This window comes from Rothia sp. HMSC065G12, assembly GCF_001811455.1.
Classification (GTDB): domain Bacteria; phylum Actinomycetota; class Actinomycetes; order Actinomycetales; family Micrococcaceae; genus Rothia; species Rothia dentocariosa.
The window spans coordinates 61332-87479 of sequence record NZ_KV804811.1 but is presented as its reverse complement, the minus strand read 5'-3'; the positions used below and the strand labels follow the sequence as shown (position 1 = coordinate 87479).

Genomic DNA, 26148 nt, shown 5'->3' with positions numbered 1-26148 from the left:
GAATGTGTGGGTCTTTATCTTCGTCTATCTAAAGGAAAGAGTATGCTGATAGCAACTATCGTCACTGAGGTGATGTTTTGGGTATGTCTAGTATTAGGAAGCATATTCCGTTACACCCTGAAAATGCCTAAACTTGGAATCACACTTTTAGCGGCAACTCCCCTGATTGATATGATGTTGCTAGCGTTTTCTTTCATCACGCTACGACAGACCAGTACTGCGGAATTTATGCACGGGTTCGCGGCCTTCTATATTGCGTTCTCCATTGTTTTTGGCCGTAGCATTATTCAAACTTTCGATAGAAAATTTTCTGGTGCCACCCCAGCGGTACTTGCGGCAAACAGTGCACAACAGCTGAAGAAGTGCGTGGTGGCGTGCTTAATCGCGGTGGTTCTGCTTGTTGCTGAGATTTTGGTGACTGGGATTAGGGGCAGCTTCTGGCTCGTGTACTGGGTCATCGCCGTCATCTTCACGCCGCTGATGTGGTGGGGCGTCGAGAAATGGTATGCACATGTAAGAGAGAAAAATTATGAATAAAGCCCAAAGGGTAACCTCAGCTAGCGATTGGTATGTTAATGAATCGCTGCGGCACATTGCTCGCGGTCATGATAAACCCTATGACTTACGCTATTCAAAAATGGTAGCATGTGAAGTTTCTCGAATGAAACCGTTTCGACTTATAGACATTGGTTGTGGGTATGGAGAATTGTTTAAAGCTCTGTACTATCGTGATATCCCGGTTACATATATAGGCTTTGATCCAGATAAAAAATGCATAGAATCTTTACAAGAGTTACACTCAAAACAGTGTAAAGCCCATCTTGGGGATTCGGAATCTGCTATCGATTATGTGCAAAACACACATGTTGATGTAGTAACATCTGTGCTGAGTCTTGGGCTTTGGAACGATCCAGTTGGAGATCTTATTAAGGTAGCGCATGCACTTCCACCAGGCGGACAGATCATTGCTGTAGACCTTTTAAAGTTGTGTGAAATTCCTTATCCACTTAATGCAGCCCCCTTGAGTCGGTATAAGATTGATCAATACAACTCGTCTTTGGCTGAGTCTGATATTAACATTTTGTGTGAAGATTTGTCTGCAACTTGTGAATCAGAAATTAAATGGTTTGTCGATATAGGGTTGGAACCGCAGGAAATTGATTATAATTCTATTCAAAACCAAAAGCCGTTCACTACTCTTTTTTTTATTAGAATAACTCGAAAGGAACTAAATGTCGGCTAATTACCTTGGAACACGACCCTTTGTCAATAGGCTTATCGCAGGTTTTCCCGAATTTCAAACCACTAGACAGATCATTGATCTATTTACTATGAATTGGGAGGAGGTCGGACAAAAGATTGAGTCGACTACCTGGGAAGGTATTGATGAACTTGTCGTATTACGTCCGTTTATCTCCTATGAACAATGCAATCAAGCATATGCACAGTGGATTAATCATGTAGAATCCTGTCTACCGCCACAGCATAAAACAATATACATGGGAACCTTACCAGAAGATTGGACTGCATATATTGCTAATGCACAAAGATTTGGCTACTTTTTAGTTATGGAGCCTCATGAAAAATTTCGAGCAACAACAACAAGATCTCTCTGCAATGGGTTATCTCAAATAAACATCGGTGAGGTAAGTGATGTATATCTTGATTTTGAACTTGATCCTAAAGAACTTAAAGATATAGCAGGATCGGTTTTTGAGTACATTGAACTTCCACCAACAGAGTATGTCGAGACGCTAATAAAATTTGCTGAAAAAGATTCAGTCGAACGACTCGCTAGCTTTCAAAGTCTTTTCAGCGGGCCTGTCAGTAACAAATTTTTTTGCCAAAATACAGTACAAGAAATAGACGAATGGGTTGGAAACCTAAAAGGTCTAATGAAAAGGAAGTAAGGACAAGGACATGAAATATTGCCTTAATACTGCCCACACGATTCAATATAATAAAGACAATATTTGGATCAACGGCGAGCGGTCCCTCAAGAAAATTAAAGATCATACACTCCTGGATTTTATTCTTCAGATGTGTGCAGATGGTGGTATTATTGATTCGGAGATAGTAGAAGACTTTGAACAACGGGCATCTTTGGAAAGAGCACTGGTTCTTCTAGAAGATGCAGGTATTTTAGTGCAAGTAGATAAAGCTGAGCCTTGGCCAAATATTGTTCTTAACCTATATAACTATTCTGAGGGTACGTGTGAAATTTCTGAAATAAAATCTGCCCTTGATTCTGCAACAATTATTATTTTTGCACCAAATGAGAAAGATTTTGCATATCAACTTAAAAATGATATAGAGCATGAAATAACTGGTACAGGAATGAATGTGCATGTTTGTAATGAGTTAGAGAGTATTGGTGCACTCAGTGAAAAATCTTTAATTCTTGTCGTTGGTTCAGCAGATGGTGATCAGCTATTTGATCATGTAAATGAAACTGCCCTAAAAGAGAAGTGGCGAGTATGGCTACCTATTTCCCCACCGATGGGTACATCTTCGCAGATTGGTCCATGGATTTATCCCCATTCGAGCGCATGTTACCGTTGCTATCGTCTACGTAAAACTAGTGTGAGCTGGAGCGATAACTATGTTGCCCCAGATTTGGATACTATTGCTAGGCCAGTAACTCGTTCATTGTATGCTGACGATTCGCTTGCAACGACTATCCTATCTGCTCAAATAGCACGTTCTTCTATTATGCATGTAGGACTTAATGGATACATCGGTCAGGCACCACATGGTTATACTACCCATTTTTCTAATTCTATGGATGGATTCGTTGCCGAGAATCATTACATATTGCGAGTACCGCGATGTGAAGAATGTTCTCCAACTGCACACACTGGATATCCACAGATTTGGTTTCATGGAGAAATGGGGCAAAAATGAATACACAACGTTCAAAACTGACATATACAGAATTCTTGGATTATTTAAAAGAATGGGATAAGCCTGTTAACCTCACGAAACTAGGTTTAGAGTTTTCACGAAAGGTTACATCTTCGCGATATGGTGTCGTAGTACGTGCTGTAGACCGTACTCACGATTGGGATGATGCTTATACTTTCTCTATCGGGTCAACTGCTGCAGAATCTAAATTTACCCTTGGTACCACGACCAACAAATATAATGGTGGTGGCTGGATTGATGAGACCCAAACTTATCTTGCAGCCGTCGGTGAGACTATTGAACGTTATTGTGGCGCTTATCCTCACTTTGATTTGCAACGACAAGCTTCATACCGTGAGCTTATTAATGATGGATTTCAAGCAATAGATCCGAATGATATTAGTCTTTTTGACCCAACACAGTTTGAGGATTCTCGATTTGAATTTCGAGAATTCAATGAAGATAGTGTGATCCACTGGGTCCGTGGATTTGACCTAACTAATAGTACTGAAATCTATTATCCAGCTGCGTTATTATTGCTGACTAATTTTGCCGAAGTTGAAGGAAAACCAATTGGATATAGCACAAGTAGTGGTTTGGCATCACATTCCACTCCTCTCGACGCTATTATCTCTGGGCTTTATGAGCAAGCTGAACGAGATGCATTTTGTATAGCATGGTATGGTGGACTAACTTTTCCACGCATCGATCCATACAGCGATAAAGAGCTACGATATTTTTGGAAAGATTTTATCGAACCTTCTGGAATTGATGTCGAGCTGATTGATGTCTCAAAGGTGAATGAGATTCCAACGGTTGTTGCAGTATCAGTAAACCGGACGACCGATGTGGCTCCAATAGCATTTGGAGCATCATCTGCTGCATCATTACTCGACGCGTGCAAATCGGCTTCAGTAGAAAGCTTACAAACTCGCAATTGGGTAAAAGCCAATCAGCGAGATGGAATCAGCAATATTAATCTAACGGATGATCTCTATGAAACCATCAAAGATTTCGAAGACCACATCATGTTTTATATTCCGCGAGAAGCCGCAGACAAAGCTAGGTTCTTCTACGAAGGAGAGCTACAGCCCTTGAATAATGCACATGACTTAAAAAAATCTAACTCGAAAATTATTCAACTTAAGGAACTGATTGAGAAAGCTCGACAGCAAAATGGTAGAGTCCTCACTTTTGACCTGACGACTCCTGATATTAGCCAAGTCGGAGGACATGTATTCAAAACTATTATCCACGGTTTTCAGCAGCTCGATTGTGGCTATGGACGACGCTTCCTTGGAGGGTCGAGGCTTCGGAATCGACCTGTCGAGATGGGATTCAAGAATACCGAACTTACTATAACCGATTTTAATCAATGGCCGCATCCATTTCCGTAAGGTACACATTATGAATGATAAAAACTTTTTACAAAAGCATGGGTCCAATATTCGTGAGCTCATACATGGGGGACCGGTTCCAGGAATTAATGATCCTGCCGAAAATTATCTTCAAGCTTCTAAGTTAACTCGTGAAGGGCTAGCATGGGAGACTCCAATGATTCCAACTCTGATGGAATCGGAAGACCTGCAGAGAACAACCATGCGTTCTGCTCGCCGGTACGACTCTAGAGTATTCACTTCATTCAAAGAGGTCACAGAGATATCTAAGGCACTCAAGCGTGCTCTTTCGCAACGACGATCCACACAGCAGTTTAAAGAAAAATCACTGAAGCTCTCAGTGCTTGCATCAGTATTGGAAAATTCCTATGGTGCCTACGATGTGCATGGCGGGCAAACTCGTCGAAACACGCCATCAGGTGGTGCCCTTTATCCACTGGATATTTTCATAGTAACACGTGATGTTACAGGTCTTACTTCAGAGAACCTCTATTTCTTTGACCCATTTCGGCATGGCCTAACTGATATGGCTCAAGGTATTGACTTGGACAGTTTTCGTGATGCTTTACTATTGCCTGATGCAATTAAAGAAGCATCAGCATTTATCATTATTAGCGCAAGTATATGGCGGTGTAGATTTAAATATGCTCAGCGAGCTTATCGGTTTTGTTGCATTGAATCTGGGCATTTAGCCCAAAACTTGCTAACCGTTGCTACTGATTTGGGGCTGGGAACGCGTATATTCGGTGGGTTCATTGATAACGAAATTGTTAGTTTTCTCCCTGATATAAATGGTATTGACGATGTTCCGATGTACATTATTGCACTGGGAGAACGTGCGTAACTATGATCCAGTGTATATTACGAGGAATGCATTGTATTTGGACGCTAAAAGCTCCTAAAAATTTATGGCGTATTAACGCGCCTGAATTTTTCTATTACGATGGTCCTACACTTGCACTTGCATTATTAGATATTCCAGATATAAAACAAAAGCATATAAGTAAATCTAATGTTAGTAGTTTTATTATGGGTGCCGCTACTGGGATTACTTTTGCTCAGGTTAGTCGTTGGGTAGCAGGGCTACCGCCGAATATAGACACTAAGCGGCTAAAAGATTTGAATCTTATCTCAGTGGCAATAGCAGAAGAGATTATTTGGCGAGGAAATATAGATGGATCTTTTGATAGAGTGACGTCAATTGCTGGGTTTGGTGTATTGCATTATCCACTCGGTCGAGAGAAAGCAGTATTACATATGTTGCTATTTGCTTTTTTGGCAACTAAAATTCGTGAAAAATATGGGTTAATGTCTTCTATTGTATTCCATGTTTTTTACAATTTTACTCGATGAAATAAATTGTATTATCGAATTGCAGTTTTGTTTTATGGTAATCAAATACTCAAAGGAATAAGGAATGAAACCTCACAAAAATATTGGAAATCGTTTGGTAGGTATTTTTAGTTATGCTTCAATAAGTAATAGTGTGATTTTTTTGGCTATTATTTCTTCTATAATTGCAACTATTGCCCCAATTATTCAGCCCTATTTACTTAATCAGCTGCTTGGAGGAGGGGATCGCCCTGCTATAAGCACTTATGGGTTTGCATTACTAGTGTTGTTGATAGTCGGTGCAATAGCTAGAGCAGTGGAACAATATACCTTCGGTATTGCTGGAGAGAATATAGCTGCTAATTTTCGTCGCCAGTTGATAAAACACCTTTTGTCTGGGCATATCATTAAAGTCGAACAATGGTCCAAAGGTGAGATTGCATCTCGTCTAGGGGCAGATATAACCCAGGTAAAAAGTGCTTTTTCCGATGGATATTTTCGATTACCTCAATCAATTATTTTGGTTATTGGATCTGCAATTTGTATGGCCTGTATTGATATAAAATTATTTACTGTAGTTTTTATTTTACTAATAATAATATTTACAGCTTTTTTATTATCTTCACGTAAACTTAATGGTTACTCTAAGAATTATCACGATGAAGTGGGTTTATTTTCTGAACGTATAGTCCAATTTATTGAAGGATTTCGCATTCTTAAAGTATCCAACTCACTAAAGCAATTTGGTAATTATCTTAGTATTTCCATTCGAGGTATTGAAGGTCGTGGTCGTGTGCTTGCTGCCTTCGATGCAGTATTGGGTTCTATTTCCAATCTCACGTTACAACTATCTTTGCTTGTGGTATTGGCATATGGTGGTTTGAGGGTTATCGGCAATACGATTACTATGGAAGGTTTGATATCTTTCATTCTTTACCTTTCAGTGGCAACAAGTGCTTTTGGTGAAGCATTTGGCTGTATCAGTTTTATTCAAAAAGGTGAAGGTGCGTTTAAGCGTGTTCAACCAATTTTCGATATTCCTTTAGAGAAAACGAATGGAGTAAAGAAAACATTGGAGAATCAATCAATTATTTTTAAAGATATTGAGTTTAGTTATGGTGCGTCAGAGAAACTTTTAAAAGATTTCACTCTTAACTTGGAGCATGGGTCGACTACTGTTATTGTTGGTCCATCAGGAGCTGGAAAATCTACTGTATTAGCCATGTTGCTACGAATCATTACTCCACAAAAGGGTGTCATCAGTATTGGAGGACAGGATATTTCGTGCATGGATTTGTATGCTTTGCGTGACCTATTTGCATATGTCGATCAAGATTCAATGGTCATACCTGGGACTGTGCGTGAAAATCTTCTTATTGGAAATCCAAAAGTTAAGGACGTAGATTTAATCAGAGCGCTCCATGATGTAGGTTTAGATACACGTTTTAAAGAAAATGGGTTGGATACGGTGCTTGGAGAGGCAGGGGCACAGCTCTCTGGTGGACAGCGCCAGCGGCTTGTTATAGCCCGTGCTATCGCTAGTAATAAACCTATACTACTCCTAGATGAGCCAACATCCGCGCTTGATGGTGAGTCAGAAGATCGAATCTTTAGTTCAGAACTGCTACAGGGAACAAAAACTAAACTTATTGTTTCACATAGGGTATCCATAGCACAGCATGCGGATAACGTCGTGGTGATGAAAAGTGGAGCCATTGAAGCTTTTGGCAAGCATGCTGAATTATTAAAAATATCTAATTATTACCGTGCAATGTGGGAGCGAGAGGATAAAATAAATCTGGATTAGCTTATTTTATAATAAAGGTATTTATTGGTAGGGAGGATTTATATCTATAGTGATTATTCATTAGGATAGATCACCCCCTATGTTCCAGTATGTAAAACCATGAATCCTTATCTAATGGTACTGTGGAATCTTACAATCAAGCCAACTAATCCATTGGGTCATAGCGGAAGAAATCGTTGCCTCCTCGCTATACCACAGGACTGAGCTAGACACTGTTCATCACCCTGAATTGAACGGTAGCCTGACCTGGAACGCACCGAACATTGAACTCCACAAGCTCACTCTGAAGCAAGCCTTTGTGGCCACACCCTGCTGTACCTGAGGAAAAGCCATGCCGAAGAACCCTCGCCGAAAACTTCAAGGTTGTATTATCACCATCATCGGAAAGGCAGCACTGATAATTCTACGCCCGGTCGTGTCCTCTAGCTCACAAGTTAAACTCTTTTTAGCGTAATCATCGTGGACGGTACCTCTTGCGCCTACCTACAATTTGCGCACCACCCCAATGCTGCGACTGTTTAGCGGTAAATGCCGCCAAAGCGGGTTCAACCACCAGGCTATTTGTCAATTCTTGATGGGATCCTGGTGCTCACGGCCTCTGTCTCTGAGGCGCACACTATGATAGTTGTGCACTGTTAGTAAAGCCTGGATGGTCGGAACGCTCTAACAGATAAAGGGTATACCGGGTTGGGGTTGATCGCACCGAGCAAAAACCACCTAGAGGGATCATTGCCGAGCTATGGTTGAGCTTGTCATTGTCCATATCAAGTTGCCGGCTGGTACTTTTCAGCGTGTTTCCTAGGGTCATCAGTTCCTACGGTCAAGTGTTCTTGGTAGTGCGCGGGTTGCTTTTATAGCTTCAAGACCACCTCAGATGAATGACTTCTGACTCAGGTTCTTTGGAGGTAGGTGGGTATTATTAAAGTGATTCTTTTGAATTTTTGGATTTTTAACTCTGGATCTACGTCTGTGACAAGGTTTGAGAAAGCAGAACGCCCTTAAAGGAGCTTGTATTTTACAGTTTATTCAATGGGTGCTGAGTAATCTTATGTCGGGCGTAAAATGTTACAAAAGATTTAGAAGCTCTCAAGATCGAACAGTGCCGCCCATATTTTCTCCTCTACTTGCTCGACCGCTCCTGGGGAAGCTCCCATAAACCCAGATAGAGTGTATATAGCAAAACCCGCCGGAACCTACACCATAAGACCCCAACAGACTTTGCTGCCTTGATTAGTGTTTATTAGCTTCTGCACCACCCACTGCGGCAGGCAGAGTAAACTGAGAGTATGCGTATTAAGATTCTTGATCACCCGCTGGTGGCGCACAAGATTAGTGTGCTCCGCGATAAAAACACTCCCTCACCCACGTTCCGCCAGCTCGTCGATGAACTCGTTACCCTGCTCGCCTATGAGGCCACCCGTGAGATTCGGGTTGAGCAGCGCCCTATCGAAACCCCGGTGGCGCGCACGATGGGAACCGTTATCGCTAACCCGAAGCCTCTGGTCGTGCCGATTCTGCGCGCCGGGCTGGGCATGCTTGAAGGCATGACCCGCCTGGTTCCCACCGCCGAAGTCGGGTTTTTGGGCATGGCCCGTAACGAAGAGACTCTCGATATTGTCACGTACGCTGAGCGTCTGCCCGAAGACCTAACCGGTCGTCAGGTGTACCTGCTCGATCCTATGCTCGCTACTGGCGGCACCTTGATTGAGGCTATTAAATTCCTGCGCGAACGTGGCGCCGAATCCATCACCTGCGTCTGTCTGATTGCTGCCCCCGAAGGTATTGCGGCTCTCGAAAAGGGCGTTGAGGGTCTGCGGAATGTCGACCTGTTCCTTGCCGCTAAAGATGAGCGCCTGAACGAAAAGGCGTATATTGTGCCCGGTTTGGGCGATGCAGGCGACCGTCTCTATGGGCTGGCGCAGTAGCGCATCCTTACGGGTCTGACGATTCTGCGCGGGCGGTCTTAGACGTCGGGTGCCGCAAACATGTGCTTTGGGACTTGATTCTGAGATTGCACGCGGGGCGTCGGTTCCTTGTCACCTTCATACTGCGGTGTGCCCCTTTCTCCACATGCATCTGCGAGTGCGGCGAAAAACACTAGTAGTGTACGAGCTAACGGTATCCTTGGGAGCCTCCGCTCCAGAACGTGGAAATTGCGCCCGGTTCGTATGCGGTCAGGGGCTCTGAGCGCGCGGCTTTTTGGGGTATCGGTTCCGAATCTCCATGTATAATATGAGGGAGAAACGGTGCTTGTCAGCGTCGTTTCCCGGCACTGAATCAAAGTTCACGAGGGTGTGAAGCTGCGAGCAGAACGTCGCAGATACCCCAAGTTGCTTGATTTATGAGTCAAATAATAGAAATATTGATAGCAAAGGAAACGCCGCCCTTACCGCGCGGTGTTTGAGCATTCCGCATCATGCAGAATCAAGGGACCCGTACGCAACAAATCTTGAGAGAAGGTTGAACAATGTCAGGTGCAGTACCTGGATACGTCCACATCTCCCAGCGTGGTCGTGCTGCAAAGCGCCAAGTACCGCAGCAGAACCGCACACAAGGGTCCGCAGCTACTTTGCGCCCGATGACCTTCTCCTCCGGGGATCAGCAGGGCACCCAGAAGGCAGGAGCTCAGGAGAACGAGGCGCGCGGGTTTGTGCTGTATGTGGGGCTCAACGAAGAACTTGCCGCAGCCAACGGCACATCGCTGGTGCGTATTGTGCAGGATTTGCGAACCTATGCACACCATCTGGCACCTGAAGCCGAATCCTATGCCGCCGTTGCTTTGGCTCCCGTTCATGCGGAGGGCAGCGATCTTGAGGTTGTGCGCAATGCGCTTGGCGATCCGACTGCCGTGTTCTACCAGGCTGAGCTGCACAAGCAGGCGCGTGAAGCCGAGCAGCCCGCAACTCCCAGTTCCAATGGCGTTCTGATCGATTTGGCACGTCGTGAGGTTTTCCTTGATGGGGAACAATTGATGCTCACCTTCAAAGAGTTTGAGCTTCTGGCGCATCTGGTTGAGAACTCCACCCGTACCGTGGGGCGCGATGAGCTTTTGGAGTCGCTCTGGAGCGCCGGGGACGAGCATCCCCACGAACGTACCATTGATGTGCATATTCGGCGTCTGCGCTCGAAGTTGGGGCGTCTTTCGGGAACCGTGCGTACCGTGCGCGGTCAGGGGTACCGGTTCTTTGAGCATCCCGAAGTTGTGGTGTGGGCAGCCCCCGAATACTCCATCTAGTCTTTTTACGCTCGAAACCCCGCGTTCTTTCTGAAGAGCGCGGGGTTTTCGCATGCCGGTTTTTGTGGCGCGCTATCATGCGGCAACCCGGCATATCGGGGCGCCTACGTTGTACTATGAAGGTATGGTTGAGAACTCACTCCGAGACGTTAAGCGCCTGATTATCATGCGTCATGCCGAAGCCGACTGGGGTATGGATGATTTCGATCGCCCACTGACTAAACGCGGGCATCGTCAGGCTGCGGATGCGGGCTCCTGGCTCAAACAGAAGGGCTATATTCCCGAGCAGCTGATGTCTTCGGCGGCGCTGCGCACCCGGCAGACCACCACCTGGATTTCGGATGCGCTCGGTGAGCAGGCACCTACTCCGCACCTGGACGAGGGTCTGTACGAGGTTCCTGCATCCCGGGTACTGGCGCGCATTAACGGGGTTTCTGAGAGCGTACGCACGCTTATGGTGGTGTCGCATCTGCCTGCGGTACAAGATGTGACCTTACAGCTTGCGAGCCCCGACTCTGACTACAATTCCCTGATGGACGCTTCCTATGGCTTCTCGCCTTCGTCCGTGGCGGTCTTTGAAGTGCCGGGGGAGTGGGCGCTTCTTGACGGTGCGGATGCGCGCCTCATCGACTTTATGAGCTTCTAAATCCTATCCGCAGTCGGCACGTTGCGCCCTCGCCCTTTCTTACTGAACCGCCGCTTTTTCGATTGGGAGGGCAAGGTTAGCCAGGCGGAGACAAAGCTGCATCATAAGACAGACTGCGAAAATCTGATGCCCTACGCCCCTAGGACGCAGCGAACCCCCGCACCTTTTACAGTGTGGGGGTTCATTCTTTGGCGGAGACGGGGGGATTTGAACCCCCGGTCGAGTTCAACCCCGACCCTTCATTAGCAGTGAAGTCCATTCGGCCGCTCTGGCACGTCTCCACGGTGCACGAAACGAGTGCATCCCTATAAGAATATCGGGAGTAAGCAGGCTGGTCAATTCGGAATTGCCGACCAAACTTCCCCCATGAGCGAAAAACAACGCGCTATAGTTAGAGTTATTGCCACGCCCATTCACGCAGGCTGAAAACGGTTCCCCAGATATTTCCTACAGCAGGTAGACAGTGGGCAGGTCTAGTTGTCGCTTCTTGTCACCGAAAGGAATAGCTATGTCTGAGCATCACGCGGGAGAGCAACCGTCTCAGTCGCAAAACCCCCATCAGGGTGAGGACGCCTACGAGAAAACTCGCCCTCTCTCTGACTCTCTGCCCGAATACACTAAGCTTTATCAGAGCCAACAGCAGCCCGCTCCTAGACAGCAGGACTATCAACAAACTGTTCCTCAGCAGCACTATCACCAGTCGGCCCCTCAACAGTATTACCAACAGCCTGCTCCTCAACAGTACTATCAGCAGCCGGTATATGTGCAGCCCGTGCCCATGATGGCGGTCGTCCCCAAAACCCCGCAGCAGATTGCCGGTGAGCAGGCGGCACAAACCTCTTTAGCGCTGGGCATTGTTGGTTTGGTGCTCGCCCTCTTCTGGGTCACGAGTGTGATTCCACTGGGTTTGGGGATCTGGGGCGCGGTTAAAGGTGCTCAGGCTTCACGTGCCGGAGTTCTCGCCGGAGGCGGCCTTGCCACCAGCTGGATTGCCCTGTCGCTGGGGGCGATTGAGACTCTGTTCTTCTTTATTCCGATGGTGGCGTTCGTGATAGCCGCTATAGCCAGCACTCGGTAGCAGCCGTTAGCTTACAAGATGCAGCCCCGCAGAATCCCGAGGTCGGGAAGATAGCGGGGCTTTATTGTGCATGATCTGGGCGCTTTAACGTATATGCCGTGTTGGTACGGATTTGTTAACACGGCATGTTGGAAAGCGTGTACTTATCTTTAACCCTGTACAGTAAATAAAGCCGATAATAAAACTGATCTTATGTGCAACGATAGGATCGTCTACCCCAAGAAGGATAGTAATGTCCGAAAACTATAACTTTCAGCCTCAGCAGAACCCGCAGGGCGGATACCCTCAGCAGGGTTACCAGCAGCCGTACCAACCTACAATTGATCCTGAAGCAGTCAAGGCAGAGAAAAACGCAAAAATCTATTCCATTACTTCCCTTGTTCTAGGTGCTCTCGGTATTGGGATTTTTACCATCGGTTTTGGCATTGTTGCCGTAGTTTCCTGTATTAGGGGTCTTATTGCTAATAAGGGAAAGAATGCTGGCTATACCGCTATGGCGCTTATCGGGGGTATCCTCGGTGCCTTTGATATTGTGCTGGGGTTCCTCTCAAGGTTGGTCTCGTAACCTGCAGATTCTACGCCGAAAAACCCCGCGATACACCTGAAAAATCAGGCGCATCGCGGGGTTTAGTGTGCGGATGGTAAGGGATTTGAACCCTTGAGACGGGGTTACCGCCTACTGGTTTTCAAGACCAGCTCCTTCGGCCGCTCGGACAACCATCCCGGTATTTTCCGCCCTTGAGCGGAAAAGGTACCCGCCGATTATCTCATGTTCTATGCTTTTCTGTAAATCTGAACATTGCGGTATGCCCCGAGAACACATGCTAATCTCGGTGCAGGAAGATACAGATAAGAAGGTTGTTGAGGCTACTATGCGCGCCATTGTCGAGAAAGAACATGGAGATCCAGAGGTTCTAACGCTCTCTGAGGTTCCGATTCCTGCCCCTGCACCCGGGCAGGTCTTGGTGCGGGTGCATGCCGCCGGGCTGAACCGGGCGGATTCCCTGCAGCGGCGCGGGCATTATCCGCCTCCTGCGGGGGCAAGCTCCGTATACGGTCTTGAGATTGCGGGCGTGGTAGAGGCTGTGGGTGAGGGCGTTGATCCCGCTCTGGTGGGCGAGCGCGTCATGGCGCTTCTTGCTGGCGGCGGTTACGCCGAATATGCGGCGGTAGATGTGCGCCATACCCTGCCCGTTCCTAAGGGTATGAGCATGGTTGAGGCGGCGTGCATCCCGGAGGTCGCCGCGACGGTGTACTCGAATCTGGTGCTTCTGTGCGGAATGAGTCTTGATCCCGCGCAGAATAAACCGGCGGAAGATGAGCAGACTTCGCTTCTGGTGCATGGCGGTACTGGGGGCGTGGGTATGCATGCTATTCAGCTGGCGCGCGCCGCCGGTGTGCGGGTTTTTGCGACGGTCGGTGATGACGAGAAGGCTCAGGTGGTGCGGGCGTTGGGGGCGCATCCGATTAATTACCGCACGGAGTCTTTTCGTCAGGTGATTCAGCGTGAGAGTGCCGGTCACGGCGTGAATTATATTCTTGATGTGGTAGGCGCGAAATACCTGGAAGATAATCTGCGGTCTTTAGCCGATGGTGGGCATCTGGCGACGATTGCTGTGCAGGGCGGTCGCCGCGCGGAACTCGATCTGGGTCTTATGCTAACGAAGCGCTTATCGGTGCACGGTACGTCTTTGCGGTCACGGTCTGCGGATGAGAAGGCAAAAATTATGGCAGGGGTGCATGAGAACGTGTTACCGTTGCTTGAGCGCGGCGTTCTTTCGGCGAATCTTGATCGTGAATTCCCGTGGTGGCAGGCGTCGCAGGCTCATGAGTATTTTGATGCGGGTCAGCATCGCGGCAAGGTTGTTTTGCGCGTGATGTAAGTCGTGTTGTGCCGGTTTGGCCGGGTCAAATGCGTGAATTTTTCGAGAGCTTAATCCCATATCAACATTTTTTGTACGACATCCTGTCACCAAAATGAGATTTAGGGTACCCTAAGTATATAGAGCTTTCTAGACGCACGACCGGCTGAGCATGAGGAGGGGCTATGGGACTCAAAGATTTCCTGCAATCACGGCGTGATGACGCGGAACTTGGGCGTGGTCTCTGGCGTCGTGCGCACGACCGGTTTATTCGCGGTATTGATCGTTTCCATCAGGTTCTTGAACGCCTTGCCGATACCGAGATGATCGAACTTATCGTGCCGGATGCGAATACTCTTGCCGATCTTATTCCGCGGGTTCGTGCCGTCGCGATGGAAGCGCAGCGTATTGCCCCCAGTGATGGCATGGATATTCCTGCCTCCCCTGAAGGCACGTTCTCGGATCTGCATCGGGCGCTCTCAAAAGCTGGTAATGCGGTAGCCCTCTGCGCTGAGGCGCTGGCGATGGCGCGGTGCTTTGGCGAGTGCAGTGTGCAGTGCCACCGCAAGATTACGGTAGAACGCCGCGTGCAGAGTGTGGTTGAGCATGTCGAGAATGCGGAACGCCTGATCGCCCGTGCACGTGATGAAAAAGCTGCACAGGCGCGCAATGAAAACCTGTCTCTGCAGACAACCTCGGTTTAACGTCATAAACGTGAAACTAGCGGCGATGTGCGAATAGTTGTGTAGTTACGGGCACCGTATAATTTCCCCGATAATTTCGGGGGTTTAGTGTCTTTTGAGGGTTTCACGTCGCGAATTATCCAACATAAAACCATATAAATCCGCGTAAAACCCCACACGATATGAGGTAACTAGAACCTTAACTAAGGTTGAGCTTAGTATAACCATCATGGACCAGACGCCTACACTAAAAGCTCGGACACCAGCACATCAGGGAAAAGACCAACCAATGCTCGAATTCCATCGCAATGAACGTGCGCGCCAGCTACGCCCCAGTCTCTCTCGCTCCTGGCTTCTTGTACGCCCTAATTCAGCCGAAAAAGACTTTGAAGAAGCGTTCGCCAGTGAAGCAGACTCCATTATTCTAGACCTCGAAGACGGGTGCCCCGAAGACGAAAAAGACGAAGCCCGCAGTCGAGTCGTCAAAATGCTCAACTCCGGCGTGGTCGCGTGGGTGCGCATCAACGCTATCACCACCGAGCACTGGTGGAAAGACGTTAAAGCTCTCAAAAACACCAAAGGTCTGCGCGGCGTTATGCTCGCCACCGCAGAGCATGCGACCGATATTGACCGCACCGCCTCCGAACTGCCCGCCGGAACGCCCATCATCGCGCTTATCGAATCGGCTCTCGGGGTGCACAACGCCGTCGAAATCGCCAGCGCTATCGGAACCTTCCGCATCGCCTTCGGGGCAGGCGATTACCGCCGCGATACCGGTTCCAGCGACACCCCCATGGCGCTCGCCTATGTGCGCTCGCAACTCGTGATCGCTTCAACTCTGGGCGGTATTCCCGGTCCTATCGACGGGCCATCTGTAGGTAAGTACAAGGCGGCACTCACCGAGGCCTGCACCTACGCCACGGCCCACGGCATGACCGGAAAACTCACTCTTGACTCCGATCAGGCAGACACCATCAACCAGGCATTCTCGCCGAGTGACCACGAAATCGCCGAGGCACATAAAATGCTTGATGTTCCCATCGACGGGCCGCACGACGGTTCATATCTGCCGCGTTACCTGCGCGCCAAGAAGGTCAAAGAACTCGCCAAAGTCTACGGGCTGTGGGGAAAGACCGAAAGCGACGCCCAGCGCGCCAACGTCTAAAGTCTTGGTGTATAAATGTGAGCCGCGCATCCTGCTCAGAGGCAGGATGCGCGGCTCACGTGTTCTCTATACGGTACGGCTTCGTCGTGAGCAGCTAGTTGTACGGAGTCCTGCCGCCGGTAAAGGCATAGGCGCAAATATAGGAGGTCACAACCCCCAACACGATGGGGACGGCAATAATGGTGTCTTCACCGAAGATCCATCGATAAAAGAACCACAGCGCACAGCACGGTATCAGCAGAAGCACGAATACCAACCCAAAACGCTGGGTCTGTTTTTTATGACGCATGATGCCCCTCTCGAAGTGCAAACAAAACGGTAAAACTCTTTCCTTATTGTACGGGTTTTCAAGGGTAATCCGTAGATGGGAAACACAAAACCCGCCGCACTCTGCCCGCTGGCAGAAGACGACGGGTTACGCTGAGCCCCCTGTGGGATTCGAACCCACGACCTTTTCTTTACGAGGGAAATGCTCTACCCCTGAGCTAAGGAGGCACACGATATACGAGCTATATGGCGCGTATACCATCGCCAATATTAGCAGAGATTACAGGGCAGGGCGAATATGACCCATAACTCGAAAGGGGTGCGTTCCCCCGCAAGATATGGGAGGATAAAACGAAGATCTATTATCTTTACGGTAAAGGAACCCTCATGACATCTATGCTCAATCGCCGTACCGCGCTTTCACTCGGGGTACCCGCTCTCGCAGTCGTATTCTCCGCATGCGCGAACGCCACCTCAAATTCCGGGGCAAGCGCATCCGCAAGCGGTAGCTCAAGCTCTAACGCCAGCGCAAGCGGCTCAGCAAGCGGCGCTCCCTCGGGCGATGCTTCCGGCAGCGCTAGCGCCGGGGGAGAGGCAAGCGCATCCGGTTCGGCTTCGGCCTCCGGTGACTCCGCCAAAATGACCGCTACCAAAGTTGGCGAGCGCGACGAGGTTGGATACCACCTCAACACCCCCAAGCAGGGTGCGCCTACCGTGACCCTGTACACCGACTACCAGTGCCCCTACTGCGCCAAGGCCGAACCCACCTATGAGAAGGTTGCCAAGGACCTTGAGGGCACCATGAATGTGACCGTGCGCAATATGCCGCTGTCCCAAATTCACAAGAATGCTATTGCCGCCGCGCGGGCCGTGCAGGCGGCAGAGCTTCAGGATAAGCACCTGGAGATGGCGAATAAGCTTTTTGAAACTCAGGATTCCTGGAAAGATGTGAGCCAGACCGATCTGGCGGGAGTTCTTCTCAGCTATGCTCAGGAACTTGGGCTGGAGGAGGAGAAATTTAAGACCGACATGAATGATCAAAAAACCATCGACTTGATCAAGGGCGATTTTGAGTACGGCCAAAAGATCGGCGTGAAGGGCACCCCCCAATTCGCGGTGAACGACAAGCCTCTTGAGAATGTGGATTCTTCGACCTCCGCCGAGGATATGGCCAAAGAATTCAAGAAAGCCGCAGGGCTGAGCTAATCTTTCGTGATGGATGAAAGACAGCGAGAGCGTGCCGCGCTGGGCGTTCACCTGAGTGTGAGCGGTCAGCGCGGTCGCATTCTTGAGGACGGATTCAGCGAACACGGCTATGTGCTTGAGATCGGCGGTGCCGAACAATCCCATGTTGATGCTGCTGATGCGACCGTCGTGTTTTACGAGTATCTGCGACGCATCGCCAATGTGCTGGATGTACTCGCACCGCCGCGCGAACCCGTGACGGCTCTTCACCTGGGGGCCGGGGCGCTCACGCTCGCCCGCTATGTGCAGGCCACGCGCCCGGGGTCTTCGCAAGTGGCCGTCGATTATGAGCCACAGCTGATGGGGTTTGTGACCGAGGTGCTGCCGTTGCCCGCAGGTACCCGGTGCGAGTTCGTGGTTGCGGATGCGCGCGCCGTGCTCCCCGAGATTCCCGCGCTTTTCGGCGCTCATGCCGCATCCGACGACGGCGTTTTTCGCGGGATCGACGCTATTATTCTTGATATTTTTACGGGTATGGATGCGCCCGCCCACCTTGCCAACGCCGACTACTACGCCGAGCTGCGTGAGCTTCTGAGCGCCCGCGGGGTACTCGCCGTGAACGTGGGCGATGATGCCGGGCTGCCCTTCTTCCAGGGGCAGGCGCGCGCCCTATTAGACACGTTCGAGCATGTGTGGTGCCTGTGTGATTCTTCCATGCTGAGCGGTGAACACGAGGGGAACCTGGTGCTGATCGCAACCGCACGTGAACTCGACGAGGACACCGCCGATGCGCTGTTCGCGCGGGGACCGCATCCGGCGGAGGTGCTGGGTACCGAAGAACTGCGGGATTTTCTGGGGTACCTGGCCGAGCAATAGCTGCCCACGCCGTCCGCCGCAGAACCGACCCGGCACGCAGGCAGCGTAGTATCCCGCAGTCTATTCCGGCAGCGGTAGGGGAGAGGTATGCTCGGGAGGTTCGTTCCTCCGGTAAGAATCCGAAGTTTCGTCCGCAGGTGCCGAACCCCCGGTTGTCTGGGTAATTCCGATACTTGCCGTGATCAGCAGGATAATCGCAACCCAGCGCATCAGACCGGTTTCCTGACCTAACAGCGCCCACCCCGCGAGCGCCGCAATCGCCGGTTCCAGGCTGAGAAGCACGCTGAAGACCTGTTCGGGAAGGTGCCGCAGGGCTGCCAACTCGCTGCTGTACGGTACGACCGATGCCAGCAGGGAGGTTCCGATGATGAAGAGCACCAGTTGGGTATCGTGCGTAACGCTCCAGAGCGCTACGGGGCCGGGGAAAAGCAGGGCTCCGGGGACCACGCAGATGGCTCCCACGGACATTGCTATGGCGAGTCCGCTTGCACCGGGCACGAGCTCACCGACTGAGGCGCTTGAGCGAATGTAGAGCGCCCAGAATGCGCCCGCAATCAGGGCGTATAGTACACCCAGCAGGTCAGTTTCCTGCCCGTGTACCGCCTCGAAACCGAGTACCGCCATGCCTGCCGCCGCGCAGAATACCCACACTAGGTCGCGTTTACGCCGCGTGAGGATAGAGGCCAGCACGAGCGGACCGGTAAACTCGACCGCCACCGCCAGCCCGAGCGGGATGCGCGCCAGCGCATTGTAGAAGAAGCCGTTCATGAGCCCGAGCGTGACACCAAAAATGAGCATGGCACGCCACTGGCGGGAAGACCAGCCTAAGAATCCGTCGGATGTTTTTGCGGGTACTGCCATATATGCGGTTTGTGCACCTGCCCGATGCGCCCGCCAGCGCCCGGCAATCCAGACCGCCGCTCCTACCGTGATTGCGGCGAGAATCAGACGCAGTGTTGTGACGAGCCACGGACCAAAAAGCGGAAAAAGGTGCACCGCGAAAGCCGCGCCGAATTGCAGAGAAAGGCACGAGATGATCACAAAGATGATGCCGACGCTGGGGCGCTTGCGGTGACTATGATGGCTGAGGCTGGTCAAGAAACCTCCTAGATCACAACGACAACAGGCGGCGGTACCACGTGAGAATAATGGTACCGCTGCCTGCATATTGTTGTAACCTAGGGCATACCCTAAATGCGAAGTATATTCTACGTTGGGGAGGAGCCTTCTGACCGGGTTTCCTTAGCTTGCCGGTCGAGCTTGATCTGCTCGGTGGTGGGAAGGGTAATCACCCCGGTCTTCTGCACAAGGTCGGCACCGATGCTGTCAACCGCGCCAGGCAGGAAATGCGTAATTGTCTCCGCTGTACCTTCCTCAAGAGCCCGGCGTTCCACCCGAGCGTGCGATATCGTAATCCCGATACTTGCCGTAATCAGCAGCGCAATTGCAATCCAGCGCACCGCATCGGTGGGTTCTTGCAGAATAATAACGCCCACCAGCGCCGCCGCGGCAGGTTCCAGCGAAAGCACCACGCTGTATACATTCGAGGGGAGCATGCGAAGCGCCGAAATCTCGCCCAGTGCGGGAAGCGCAGAGGCCAGAAGACCCATCGCAAAACCAAGCGCCAGTAAGGCGGGATCGGTGATAACTTTCCCTAAATTATTGCCCGTGATGAAGAAAGGGAAAGGGATAACCAAGAGTGTGGAGACAAGATTGCCCATCACCATACCGCCCATCCCCGGAATTGTGGCACCCACACGCTCTGTTGCCAGGATATAGGCGGCACGAGAAGCGGCGGTGAGAATAGCGAAAAATATACCTATCAGTGCGAAATCTTCGGGCTTTGACTGCGACTCTGCCGTTAAAATAGCCATACCGGTAAAGGAAAGAAGAATCCAGATCAGGTCGAGTTTTCTTCGTGAAAGAACCGTTGCCAATACGAGCGGACCCATAAACTCGATAGCCACCGCGATCGCCAGCGGAACCTGCTGAATTGCCACATAGAAGAAGGCGTTCGCGCCGAAAAGCGCAATCCCCAAGACGATCACGGCAAGCCACTGCGGGCGCGTCCATTGACGAACTTGCGGGCGGAAAAAGAGATACAGCAGAAGCGACGAGGTGATCATGCGCAGAGCCACCACGCCCCACGCGCCCAGATCGCCCATCATCGTCTTAGCGAGCGCAGAACCGAACTGTGCCGAAATGATGGCGCCGATAGCATACGCCATACCGAGGCCCTGAGTCGCCAGTGGCGAGCGCGCCGAAGCAGGAGCAGACATATAGGTTCCTTACTGTGTGAAGGCCGGTGTTAGTGCCATTGCTGAACACCGCAGAAGACGCGTCGGAGCGCCTGAGTGAACGAGTGTGTTGTGTAACCTAGCTCAATTCTAAGCCCTCGGGGCGAAAAGCCGAACTAAAACGTCATACCGTGAAATTTACTCCATTATGAAACCTGCCGAAGATAAACGGCGGAAAGAGCTATGCCGCTTTGAGATACCGGGCCTGGGCTTGGGCGTAGATACCGTACCGATGGGTTAGCGGGCAAGATTTATGTCATGTGTAGTGTGCACAGGTAGAGCCGGGGAAAGTAGTTCTTGACGCACTAAAATTCCAGGCCAGGGGCGTGTCATGAACGCGACGGAATACTCGCTAGGCGGAATAAGCACCGTTTCTGCAGGATGCGGTACCTACTTTGAGTCAAAACGTGCTTTACTGACATTATGCTAGACCCGAAAAAGTCACTTTTTGACGATAACGGCAATCCCCGCCCGGCACTCACCAAAACGCTTGATACCGTTCTGCGCGTTCAGCGCCCCCTAGCGCTGTCGATGGTGAAAAGTTTGCGGGCGGCGCATCCGGATGAAACCCCCGAAAAGATTCTGCGGCGCCTTGAACGCAACTATCTGCGTGACGTGACCGCGATCGGCGGGGTGACGGGCGCATCCGCCTTCGTGCCCGGAATCGGAACCGTGACCTCGATGAGCCTTTCGGCGCTCGCGGTCGGCGGGTACCTGGAAAGGACCGCACTGTTCGCCCAGGCGGTGGCTGAGCTGCACGGCGTGCATGTGGAGAACCCCGAGGTTGCACGTTCGATGGTGATGGCGATTATGCTCGGCGAAGAAGGCTCGCAGCTGATGAATACCGTGCTGCTGCAGACCGGGAAGGCGAGCGGCGTTTCCAACCGGTGGGGAACGCTGCTGGGCGGTAAGTCGGCGGGCAAGACTTTTAGTGTGGAACGCACGATTCGCAATATGTTTATCAAGCGTTTCTTGACCCGCCAGAGCGGAGCCCTGCTGGGGCGTGCCCTGCCGTTTGGCGTGGGTGCGGTGGTTGGCGGCGGCGCAAACTTGGCGCTGGGGCGTGACGTGGTGAAGAGCGCCCGTAATGCGTTTGGCGATGCTCCCGCGTTTTTCCCGGCTGAGCTGATGCTTACCCCGCGCGCCCCCAAGTTCACGTCTGACGAGCAGAAAAACTCTCACGGACCCAAGGTTACGCGAGCACTGACCAGTAAGTTCAAGCGCACCAAGGCCGATACGAAGAACCACGATGCGCACGCTCACGGGCTGCAGAACCCTGGCGCGCAGCATCGCAAGACGATGGGGAACTAGAAGAAACTAGCCCCTTGCCCCTGCCCGCCGGTATTTCGCGGGTAAGAGTGCCCGTTTTGCCGCGGTTTTCACAAGACATACACGGGAGATTGTTAGATTAGCGAGGTGCTAATCTAACAGTTTTCCATCAAAGTGCGAAAAGTTGTTAGATTAGAGCATCCTTAATCTAACAACTTTTTGTGTTTTTCGGTAGACTTGATGGTGACGTTTGTCAAGAAGAACACTTCAACCGCCCTGAAACCTACTGTTGTGGAGACGGCATGATACTTTCAGAACGCAGGCGAGACCTTGAAAAACAAGTCGCCGAAATCCTTGCTTCGTATCGAGACGGGCAGCTTCACGCGAATCGGGAGAGCGCATCCATAGATTTCAAAGAGGAAGCAGGACGCCGAGGCGCTGGCGGTATTCTTCTGCCCGGCGAAACACGCAACGCTGAAGCAGCATCAAAACTTGCAGATGAAGTCGCCTGCTTTGCCAATACACCCGGCGGAGGCGCTCTGATCCTAGGTGTTGAAGACAGCCATGGAACGGTACTGGGAACCGAGCTTGATACTGAATGGTTGCGCCAGCGTATTGATGAGGCGGTACAGGTCGCCCCCGATATTGTGGAACACCACCTTGGCGGAGCCCAGGGTCTGCGCGTGCTGGTTCTCTACGTACCCCAGGCCAAAGAGCCTGTGTATGATACCGGCAATAAGCTGCGGTGGCGCGTTGGGGATCACTGCAAGCCTATTGACCGTTCCCTTTGGTGGGAACACCGTGAAAATATGCGGGAATACGACGAAATGGCTCAAAGCACCCGCTACACGCCTGAAGATATTCCACGCTCCACCATGAACTATGTGCGCGCCCTGCTCGGAGCCGATACAGCCCTCACGGACCGCGAGGTCTTGCAGCGTTTGGGCGCACTGCGTTCCGATGGAAAGCTCTCGCAAGCCGCCGCGCTCACCCTGTGCCCCGCATCCCGAACCCTGCTTGAACTCACTATCTTCGACGTTCCCGCCGGGTCGATCCTCAATACTGTGCGACCCGACGCTGACCTGCCGCTGCTGGAACAAATACGGCAGATCGAGCAGGCTCTGCAAAACGTGAATACACAAATTACGCTTCCCACCGGGTTTGCGCACCGCACAGTCCGGCAGGTTCCCGAAAACGCTGTGCGCGAGGCTATTCTCAACGGCATTATTCACCGCGACTGGAACAGCTCTGAACCTACCGATATCCGCTGGATTACACTCGATAATACCCTCGTAGTGCGAAGCCCAGGCGGATTTTACGGTGGAGTTACTGCGGATAATGTGCTCAGCAATCGTTCTGCACGATACCCCGCGCTCGCCGACCTATTCCGTGCCCTGACCCTTGTGGAGAAACAGGGAGTGGGGGTTGATCGGATGTACCAGTCCATGATGGTTCTTGGGCATCTGCCCCCTATCTTCGCGGAAGTGGCGGGTCCGCATATTGAATGCACGCTCGTGGGAGGAACACCAGTACTGCCTGTACTAGAGGTCGTATCAGCGATTGTTCCTACCGCACGTCAGAAAGACGTGGGAATCGCTATTATTCTCAGCTATTTGATACAGCACCCTTTTATCACATTGAAAACTTTGGCCGAACGGCTGCAATCTTCTGAAGAATCAGCGGCGCTCACGCTGCGGGCTGCCGAACAGACCGTTATTGAGGGTGTTCCGCTGGTAGCCCGTCTTAAAGAGCAACAGGTGTGGGTTCTGGGTGAAGGTGCGCTTAATCTTGCTCAGAATGCTCGGGGCGAGAACGACCACTATGTGCTGCCCTATCTGTCACGATCCGCGCAGGCTATGCACGATGTGATTCGGGCGTGGTGCGACCTCACCGGTGCAATCACAACGGGAGATTTGATGGAGCTGACGCATATAGCCCGCGGTACCGCCAAAAGGGCTTTAGACGCTCTAGTCGATGAAGGTACTCTAAGGCAGGAAGGACAGGGTCGTTCCACAAGGTACGTTATGGTTCATCAGGGGCGGTAATCTGCTGAATTTCTGTAGGTGGAGTAGTTGATGTTAGATTAGCGGGGTGCTAATCTAACAGTTTTCCGTCAAAGTGCGAAAAGTTGTTAGATTAGAGCATCCTTAATCTAACAACTTTTTGTGTTGAGGTGGAAAACTGGCGAATAATGGGTGTTCTATAGCCCCTGTCAGAACCATAAAAAGGCTCTTTATTCACATAAAGCATTGGAAAAACCGCTTTATGTGAATAAAGAGCCTTTTTTAGGACGTAGAGAGTGGGCGATAAGGATTGAAGGAGTTTAGCCCTGCGCATCCTTCGCGTGATCCACCAGCTGCGCGGCGATGCCGTTGTACGTATGCGGGGTCAAGTTCGACAGCCGCTCCTGCGCCTCGGCCGACAGGCCCAAAGTGCCCACAAATTCTTTGAGGCGCACCGCATCCACCCGATGACCGCGCGTCAGCTCCTTCAGACGCTCATAGGGGTTCTCCATGCCGGGGGTGCCCGCGATTGCCTCCGCGCGCATAACCATTTGAATGGCCTCCGCCAGAACCTCCCAATTGGACTCCAGATCGGCGGCAATAACGTCGGCGGCAATATCGAGGCGCTGCAGACCCTTAATCACATTGGAAATCGCCAGCACCGAATGCCCAAATGCCACGCCAATATTGCGCTGCGCCGAAGAATCGGTCAAATCACGCTGCCAACGCGAAGTCACCAGCGTGGATGCCAGCGAATCGAAGATCGCATTGGAGAGTTCAAGATTAGCTTCCGCATTCTCGAAGCGGATCGGGTTCACCTTATGCGGCATCGTCGACGAGCCCGTAGCACCAGCCACCGGAATCTGGCGGAAGAAGCCAATCGAAATATAGCTCCACACATCGGTGCACAGATTATGCAGCACACGGTTGAAATGCGCCACATCAGAGTACAGCTCCGCCTGCCAGTCATGCGATTCGATCTGTGTGGTCAGCGGGTTCCAGCTAAGCCCCAGATGCTCCACGAAACCCCGCGAAATAGCCTGCCAGTCAGCCCCCGGAACCGAGGCGTAATGCGCCGCATAGGTGCCCGTCGCGCCGTTAATCTTGCCCAAAAATTCGGTGGCGGCAACATGGGAAATCTGGCGTTTCAAACGGTACGCCAGCACAGCCATTTCCTTGCCCAGCGTGGTGGGTGTTGCGGGTTGGCCGTGCGTGCGAGAGAGCATCGGAACATCCCTGCCGGTCTCTGCGAGATCCAGCAAAACCTGCACCAGATCGCGGGCGGCGGGAAGCCATACATTCTCGACCGCGTCCTTAATACCCAGGGCATAGGAGAGGTTATTGATGTCTTCGGAGGTGCACCCAAAATGCACGAGCGGAACCAGATGTCCCAGCCCCAGCGCTTCGAGGCGGCGACCGATATAGTACTCGACGGCCTTGACATCGTGAACAGTGACCGCCTCAATCTCGGCGAGCTCGGTGACGGAATCAGCGTTGAACTCGGTCACGATAGCGCGCAAACCGGACTTCTGCTCATCGGTGAGCGGCGTGAGCCCGGGAAGAACGGCATGCTCGCACAGGTATATGAACCATTCGACTTCTACGTGAATGCGGTCGCGGTTCAGCGCGGCTTCGGAGAGGTAGTTCGTTAAAGGCGCGGTCACGGGGGCATAACGCCCATCGAGGGGACCGAGCGCAAGATTACTGGTGCCCAGGTCGATTCTTCCCGAGGGCAGGAGCGTGTTTTCAGGGTGAGACATACCTCTATCTTCGCATGTTTTGGCGTAAAAGGTCAGATTGGGTGTCTTCTGCGGCGGATGACGTGCCGTGTCTGTCTTGAGCACAGCGTATTGCGGGTTCTGGACGTCTTTCTGTGATTCGCTAAGGCGTTATTTATGGGATGTGTGCGGTCTGCCATGCTTGTGTGGGTCTGTGTCATATTCGGTCATGCGAGTGCGCGCATCCAACGAAATCGGGAGAAATAACCTGTGGATAATCAGCGAAAGTGTCCCACTACGGCAGGTTATCCACAGGGCAACGAGAGAGCGGGTATTAACCTGTGCCGAGCCTTCTAGGGTGAAGGTAAACAGGTACAGCATCGGTCACGCGCACGGGTACTCAGGCGTACCCGTGCGGCCGCAC

24 protein-coding genes and 3 tRNA genes are annotated in these 26148 nt (G+C 51.3%); 20 read left to right on the top strand and 7 right to left on the bottom strand.

The features are described from left to right. Positions 1-42 precede the first annotated feature (42 nt). The 11 genes from HMPREF2804_RS02910 to HMPREF2804_RS02865 all read left to right on the top strand — a co-directional run bounded on the left by HMPREF2804_RS02910 (position 43) and on the right by HMPREF2804_RS02865 (position 11321). Positions 43-537 (top strand): hypothetical protein, encoded by a 495-nt coding sequence (locus HMPREF2804_RS02910; protein ID WP_070535281.1) that lies wholly within the window; start codon positions 43-45, stop codon positions 535-537. Next, entirely contained in the window at positions 530-1243 is a 714-nt protein-coding gene (locus HMPREF2804_RS02905) for a class I SAM-dependent methyltransferase (RefSeq protein ID WP_070535283.1), read from the top strand. The genes HMPREF2804_RS02910 and HMPREF2804_RS02905 overlap by 8 nt, the downstream gene beginning before the upstream one ends. After that, positions 1233-1910, top strand: coding sequence for a hypothetical protein (locus HMPREF2804_RS02900; RefSeq protein ID WP_070535285.1), 678 nt, complete (start codon positions 1233-1235; stop codon positions 1908-1910). The genes HMPREF2804_RS02905 and HMPREF2804_RS02900 overlap by 11 nt, the downstream gene beginning before the upstream one ends. Positions 1911-1920: 10 nt before the next feature. Further along, entirely contained in the window at positions 1921-2904 is a 984-nt protein-coding gene (locus HMPREF2804_RS02895; RefSeq protein ID WP_070535287.1) for a hypothetical protein, read from the top strand. Then, complete coding sequence (locus tag HMPREF2804_RS02890) at positions 2901-4301, top strand: YcaO-like family protein (protein ID WP_070535289.1); 1401 nt, start codon at positions 2901-2903, stop codon at positions 4299-4301. The genes HMPREF2804_RS02895 and HMPREF2804_RS02890 overlap by 4 nt, the downstream gene beginning before the upstream one ends. A gap of 10 nt (positions 4302-4311) precedes the next feature. Next, positions 4312-5145, top strand: coding sequence for a SagB/ThcOx family dehydrogenase (locus HMPREF2804_RS02885; protein WP_070535291.1), 834 nt, complete (start codon positions 4312-4314; stop codon positions 5143-5145). A 26-nt stretch (positions 5146-5171) separates the two neighbouring features. Next, on the top strand, positions 5172-5654 hold the full coding sequence (locus tag HMPREF2804_RS10695; protein WP_168162152.1) for a CPBP family intramembrane glutamic endopeptidase: 483 nt from the start codon (positions 5172-5174) through the stop codon (positions 5652-5654). A 64-nt stretch (positions 5655-5718) separates the two neighbouring features. Further along, positions 5719-7440 carry an ABC transporter ATP-binding protein gene (locus HMPREF2804_RS02880; protein WP_070535293.1) on the top strand — a complete coding sequence of 574 codons (1722 nt, stop codon included), beginning with the start codon at positions 5719-5721 and terminating at the stop codon, positions 7438-7440. 1286 nt (positions 7441-8726) lie between these two features. Continuing rightward, complete coding sequence (upp, locus tag HMPREF2804_RS02875) at positions 8727-9365, top strand: uracil phosphoribosyltransferase (protein WP_070449326.1); 639 nt, start codon at positions 8727-8729, stop codon at positions 9363-9365. A 542-nt stretch (positions 9366-9907) separates the two neighbouring features. Further along, on the top strand, positions 9908-10675 hold the full coding sequence (locus HMPREF2804_RS02870; RefSeq protein WP_004005657.1) for a winged helix-turn-helix domain-containing protein: 768 nt from the start codon (positions 9908-9910) through the stop codon (positions 10673-10675). A gap of 124 nt (positions 10676-10799) precedes the next feature. Beyond that, positions 10800-11321, top strand: a complete 522-nt coding sequence (locus HMPREF2804_RS02865) for a SixA phosphatase family protein (protein WP_004005656.1) — start codon at positions 10800-10802, stop codon at positions 11319-11321. Between the two features lie 189 nt (positions 11322-11510). Here the strand turns inward: HMPREF2804_RS02865 and HMPREF2804_RS02860 are convergent. Next, positions 11511-11602: transfer RNA gene (locus HMPREF2804_RS02860), tRNA-Ser, on the bottom strand. A 227-nt stretch (positions 11603-11829) separates the two neighbouring features. Here HMPREF2804_RS02860 and HMPREF2804_RS02855 point away from each other — a divergent pair. After that, positions 11830-12399 carry a cell division protein FtsK gene (locus HMPREF2804_RS02855; RefSeq protein ID WP_070627206.1) on the top strand — a complete coding sequence of 190 codons (570 nt, stop codon included), beginning with the start codon at positions 11830-11832 and terminating at the stop codon, positions 12397-12399. A 232-nt stretch (positions 12400-12631) separates the two neighbouring features. Beyond that, the gene (locus HMPREF2804_RS02850; RefSeq protein ID WP_070627204.1) at positions 12632-12964 is read left to right on the top strand and encodes a hypothetical protein; all 333 of its coding nucleotides are present in this window, start codon (positions 12632-12634) and stop codon (positions 12962-12964) included. 70 nt (positions 12965-13034) lie between these two features. On the opposite strand, the gene HMPREF2804_RS02845 is transcribed toward HMPREF2804_RS02850, so the two are convergent. Continuing rightward, positions 13035-13122: transfer RNA gene (locus HMPREF2804_RS02845), tRNA-Ser, on the bottom strand. A gap of 149 nt (positions 13123-13271) precedes the next feature. Between HMPREF2804_RS02845 and HMPREF2804_RS02840 the strand changes: the two genes are divergently transcribed. The 3 genes from HMPREF2804_RS02840 to HMPREF2804_RS02830 all read left to right on the top strand — a co-directional run bounded on the left by HMPREF2804_RS02840 (position 13272) and on the right by HMPREF2804_RS02830 (position 16109). Continuing rightward, on the top strand, positions 13272-14282 hold the full coding sequence (locus HMPREF2804_RS02840) for an NAD(P)H-quinone oxidoreductase (protein ID WP_070449337.1): 1011 nt from the start codon (positions 13272-13274) through the stop codon (positions 14280-14282). Positions 14283-14446: 164 nt separating this feature from the next. Beyond that, positions 14447-14965, top strand: a complete 519-nt coding sequence (locus HMPREF2804_RS02835; protein WP_004005649.1) for a hypothetical protein — start codon at positions 14447-14449, stop codon at positions 14963-14965. A 268-nt stretch (positions 14966-15233) separates the two neighbouring features. Further along, positions 15234-16109 (top strand): HpcH/HpaI aldolase/citrate lyase family protein, encoded by an 876-nt coding sequence (locus HMPREF2804_RS02830; protein ID WP_004005648.1) that lies wholly within the window; start codon positions 15234-15236, stop codon positions 16107-16109. Between the two features lie 94 nt (positions 16110-16203). Here the strand turns inward: HMPREF2804_RS02830 and HMPREF2804_RS10690 are convergent, their stop codons facing one another. Together HMPREF2804_RS10690 and HMPREF2804_RS02820 are read right to left on the bottom strand one after the other, a co-directional pair. Beyond that, a complete protein-coding gene (locus HMPREF2804_RS10690; RefSeq protein ID WP_013397915.1) occupies positions 16204-16398 on the bottom strand; it encodes a hypothetical protein in 195 nt (64 codons plus the stop codon). Positions 16399-16532: 134 nt separating this feature from the next. After that, a tRNA-Thr gene (locus tag HMPREF2804_RS02820) sits at positions 16533-16604 on the bottom strand. Between the two features lie 159 nt (positions 16605-16763). Here HMPREF2804_RS02820 and HMPREF2804_RS02815 point away from each other — a divergent pair. Further along, positions 16764-17582 carry a DsbA family protein gene (locus tag HMPREF2804_RS02815; RefSeq protein WP_070627199.1) on the top strand — a complete coding sequence of 273 codons (819 nt, stop codon included), beginning with the start codon at positions 16764-16766 and terminating at the stop codon, positions 17580-17582. Between the two features lie 9 nt (positions 17583-17591). Next, the gene (locus HMPREF2804_RS02810; protein ID WP_070627197.1) at positions 17592-18437 is read left to right on the top strand and encodes a spermidine synthase; all 846 of its coding nucleotides are present in this window, start codon (positions 17592-17594) and stop codon (positions 18435-18437) included. Between the two features lie 60 nt (positions 18438-18497). On the opposite strand, the gene HMPREF2804_RS02805 is transcribed toward HMPREF2804_RS02810, so the two are convergent. Both HMPREF2804_RS02805 and HMPREF2804_RS02800 read right to left on the bottom strand, forming a co-directional pair. Next, positions 18498-19535, bottom strand: coding sequence for an EamA family transporter (locus HMPREF2804_RS02805; RefSeq protein WP_070627195.1), 1038 nt, complete (start codon positions 19533-19535; stop codon positions 18498-18500). Between the two features lie 110 nt (positions 19536-19645). Then, positions 19646-20716 carry an EamA family transporter gene (locus tag HMPREF2804_RS02800; RefSeq protein WP_070627193.1) on the bottom strand — a complete coding sequence of 357 codons (1071 nt, stop codon included), beginning with the start codon at positions 20714-20716 and terminating at the stop codon, positions 19646-19648. Between the two features lie 441 nt (positions 20717-21157). Between HMPREF2804_RS02800 and HMPREF2804_RS02795 the strand changes: the two genes are divergently transcribed. Beyond that, positions 21158-22045 (top strand): di- and tripeptidase, encoded by an 888-nt coding sequence (locus HMPREF2804_RS02795; RefSeq protein WP_070627191.1) that lies wholly within the window; start codon positions 21158-21160, stop codon positions 22043-22045. 260 nt (positions 22046-22305) lie between these two features. Next, positions 22306-24048 carry a DUF5635 domain-containing protein gene (locus HMPREF2804_RS02790; protein WP_070627189.1) on the top strand — a complete coding sequence of 581 codons (1743 nt, stop codon included), beginning with the start codon at positions 22306-22308 and terminating at the stop codon, positions 24046-24048. A gap of 278 nt (positions 24049-24326) precedes the next feature. Here the strand turns inward: HMPREF2804_RS02790 and purB are convergent, their stop codons facing one another. Then, entirely contained in the window at positions 24327-25766 is a 1440-nt protein-coding gene (purB, locus tag HMPREF2804_RS02785; RefSeq protein WP_004005639.1) for an adenylosuccinate lyase, read from the bottom strand. Between the last annotated feature and the right edge of the window lie 382 nt (positions 25767-26148).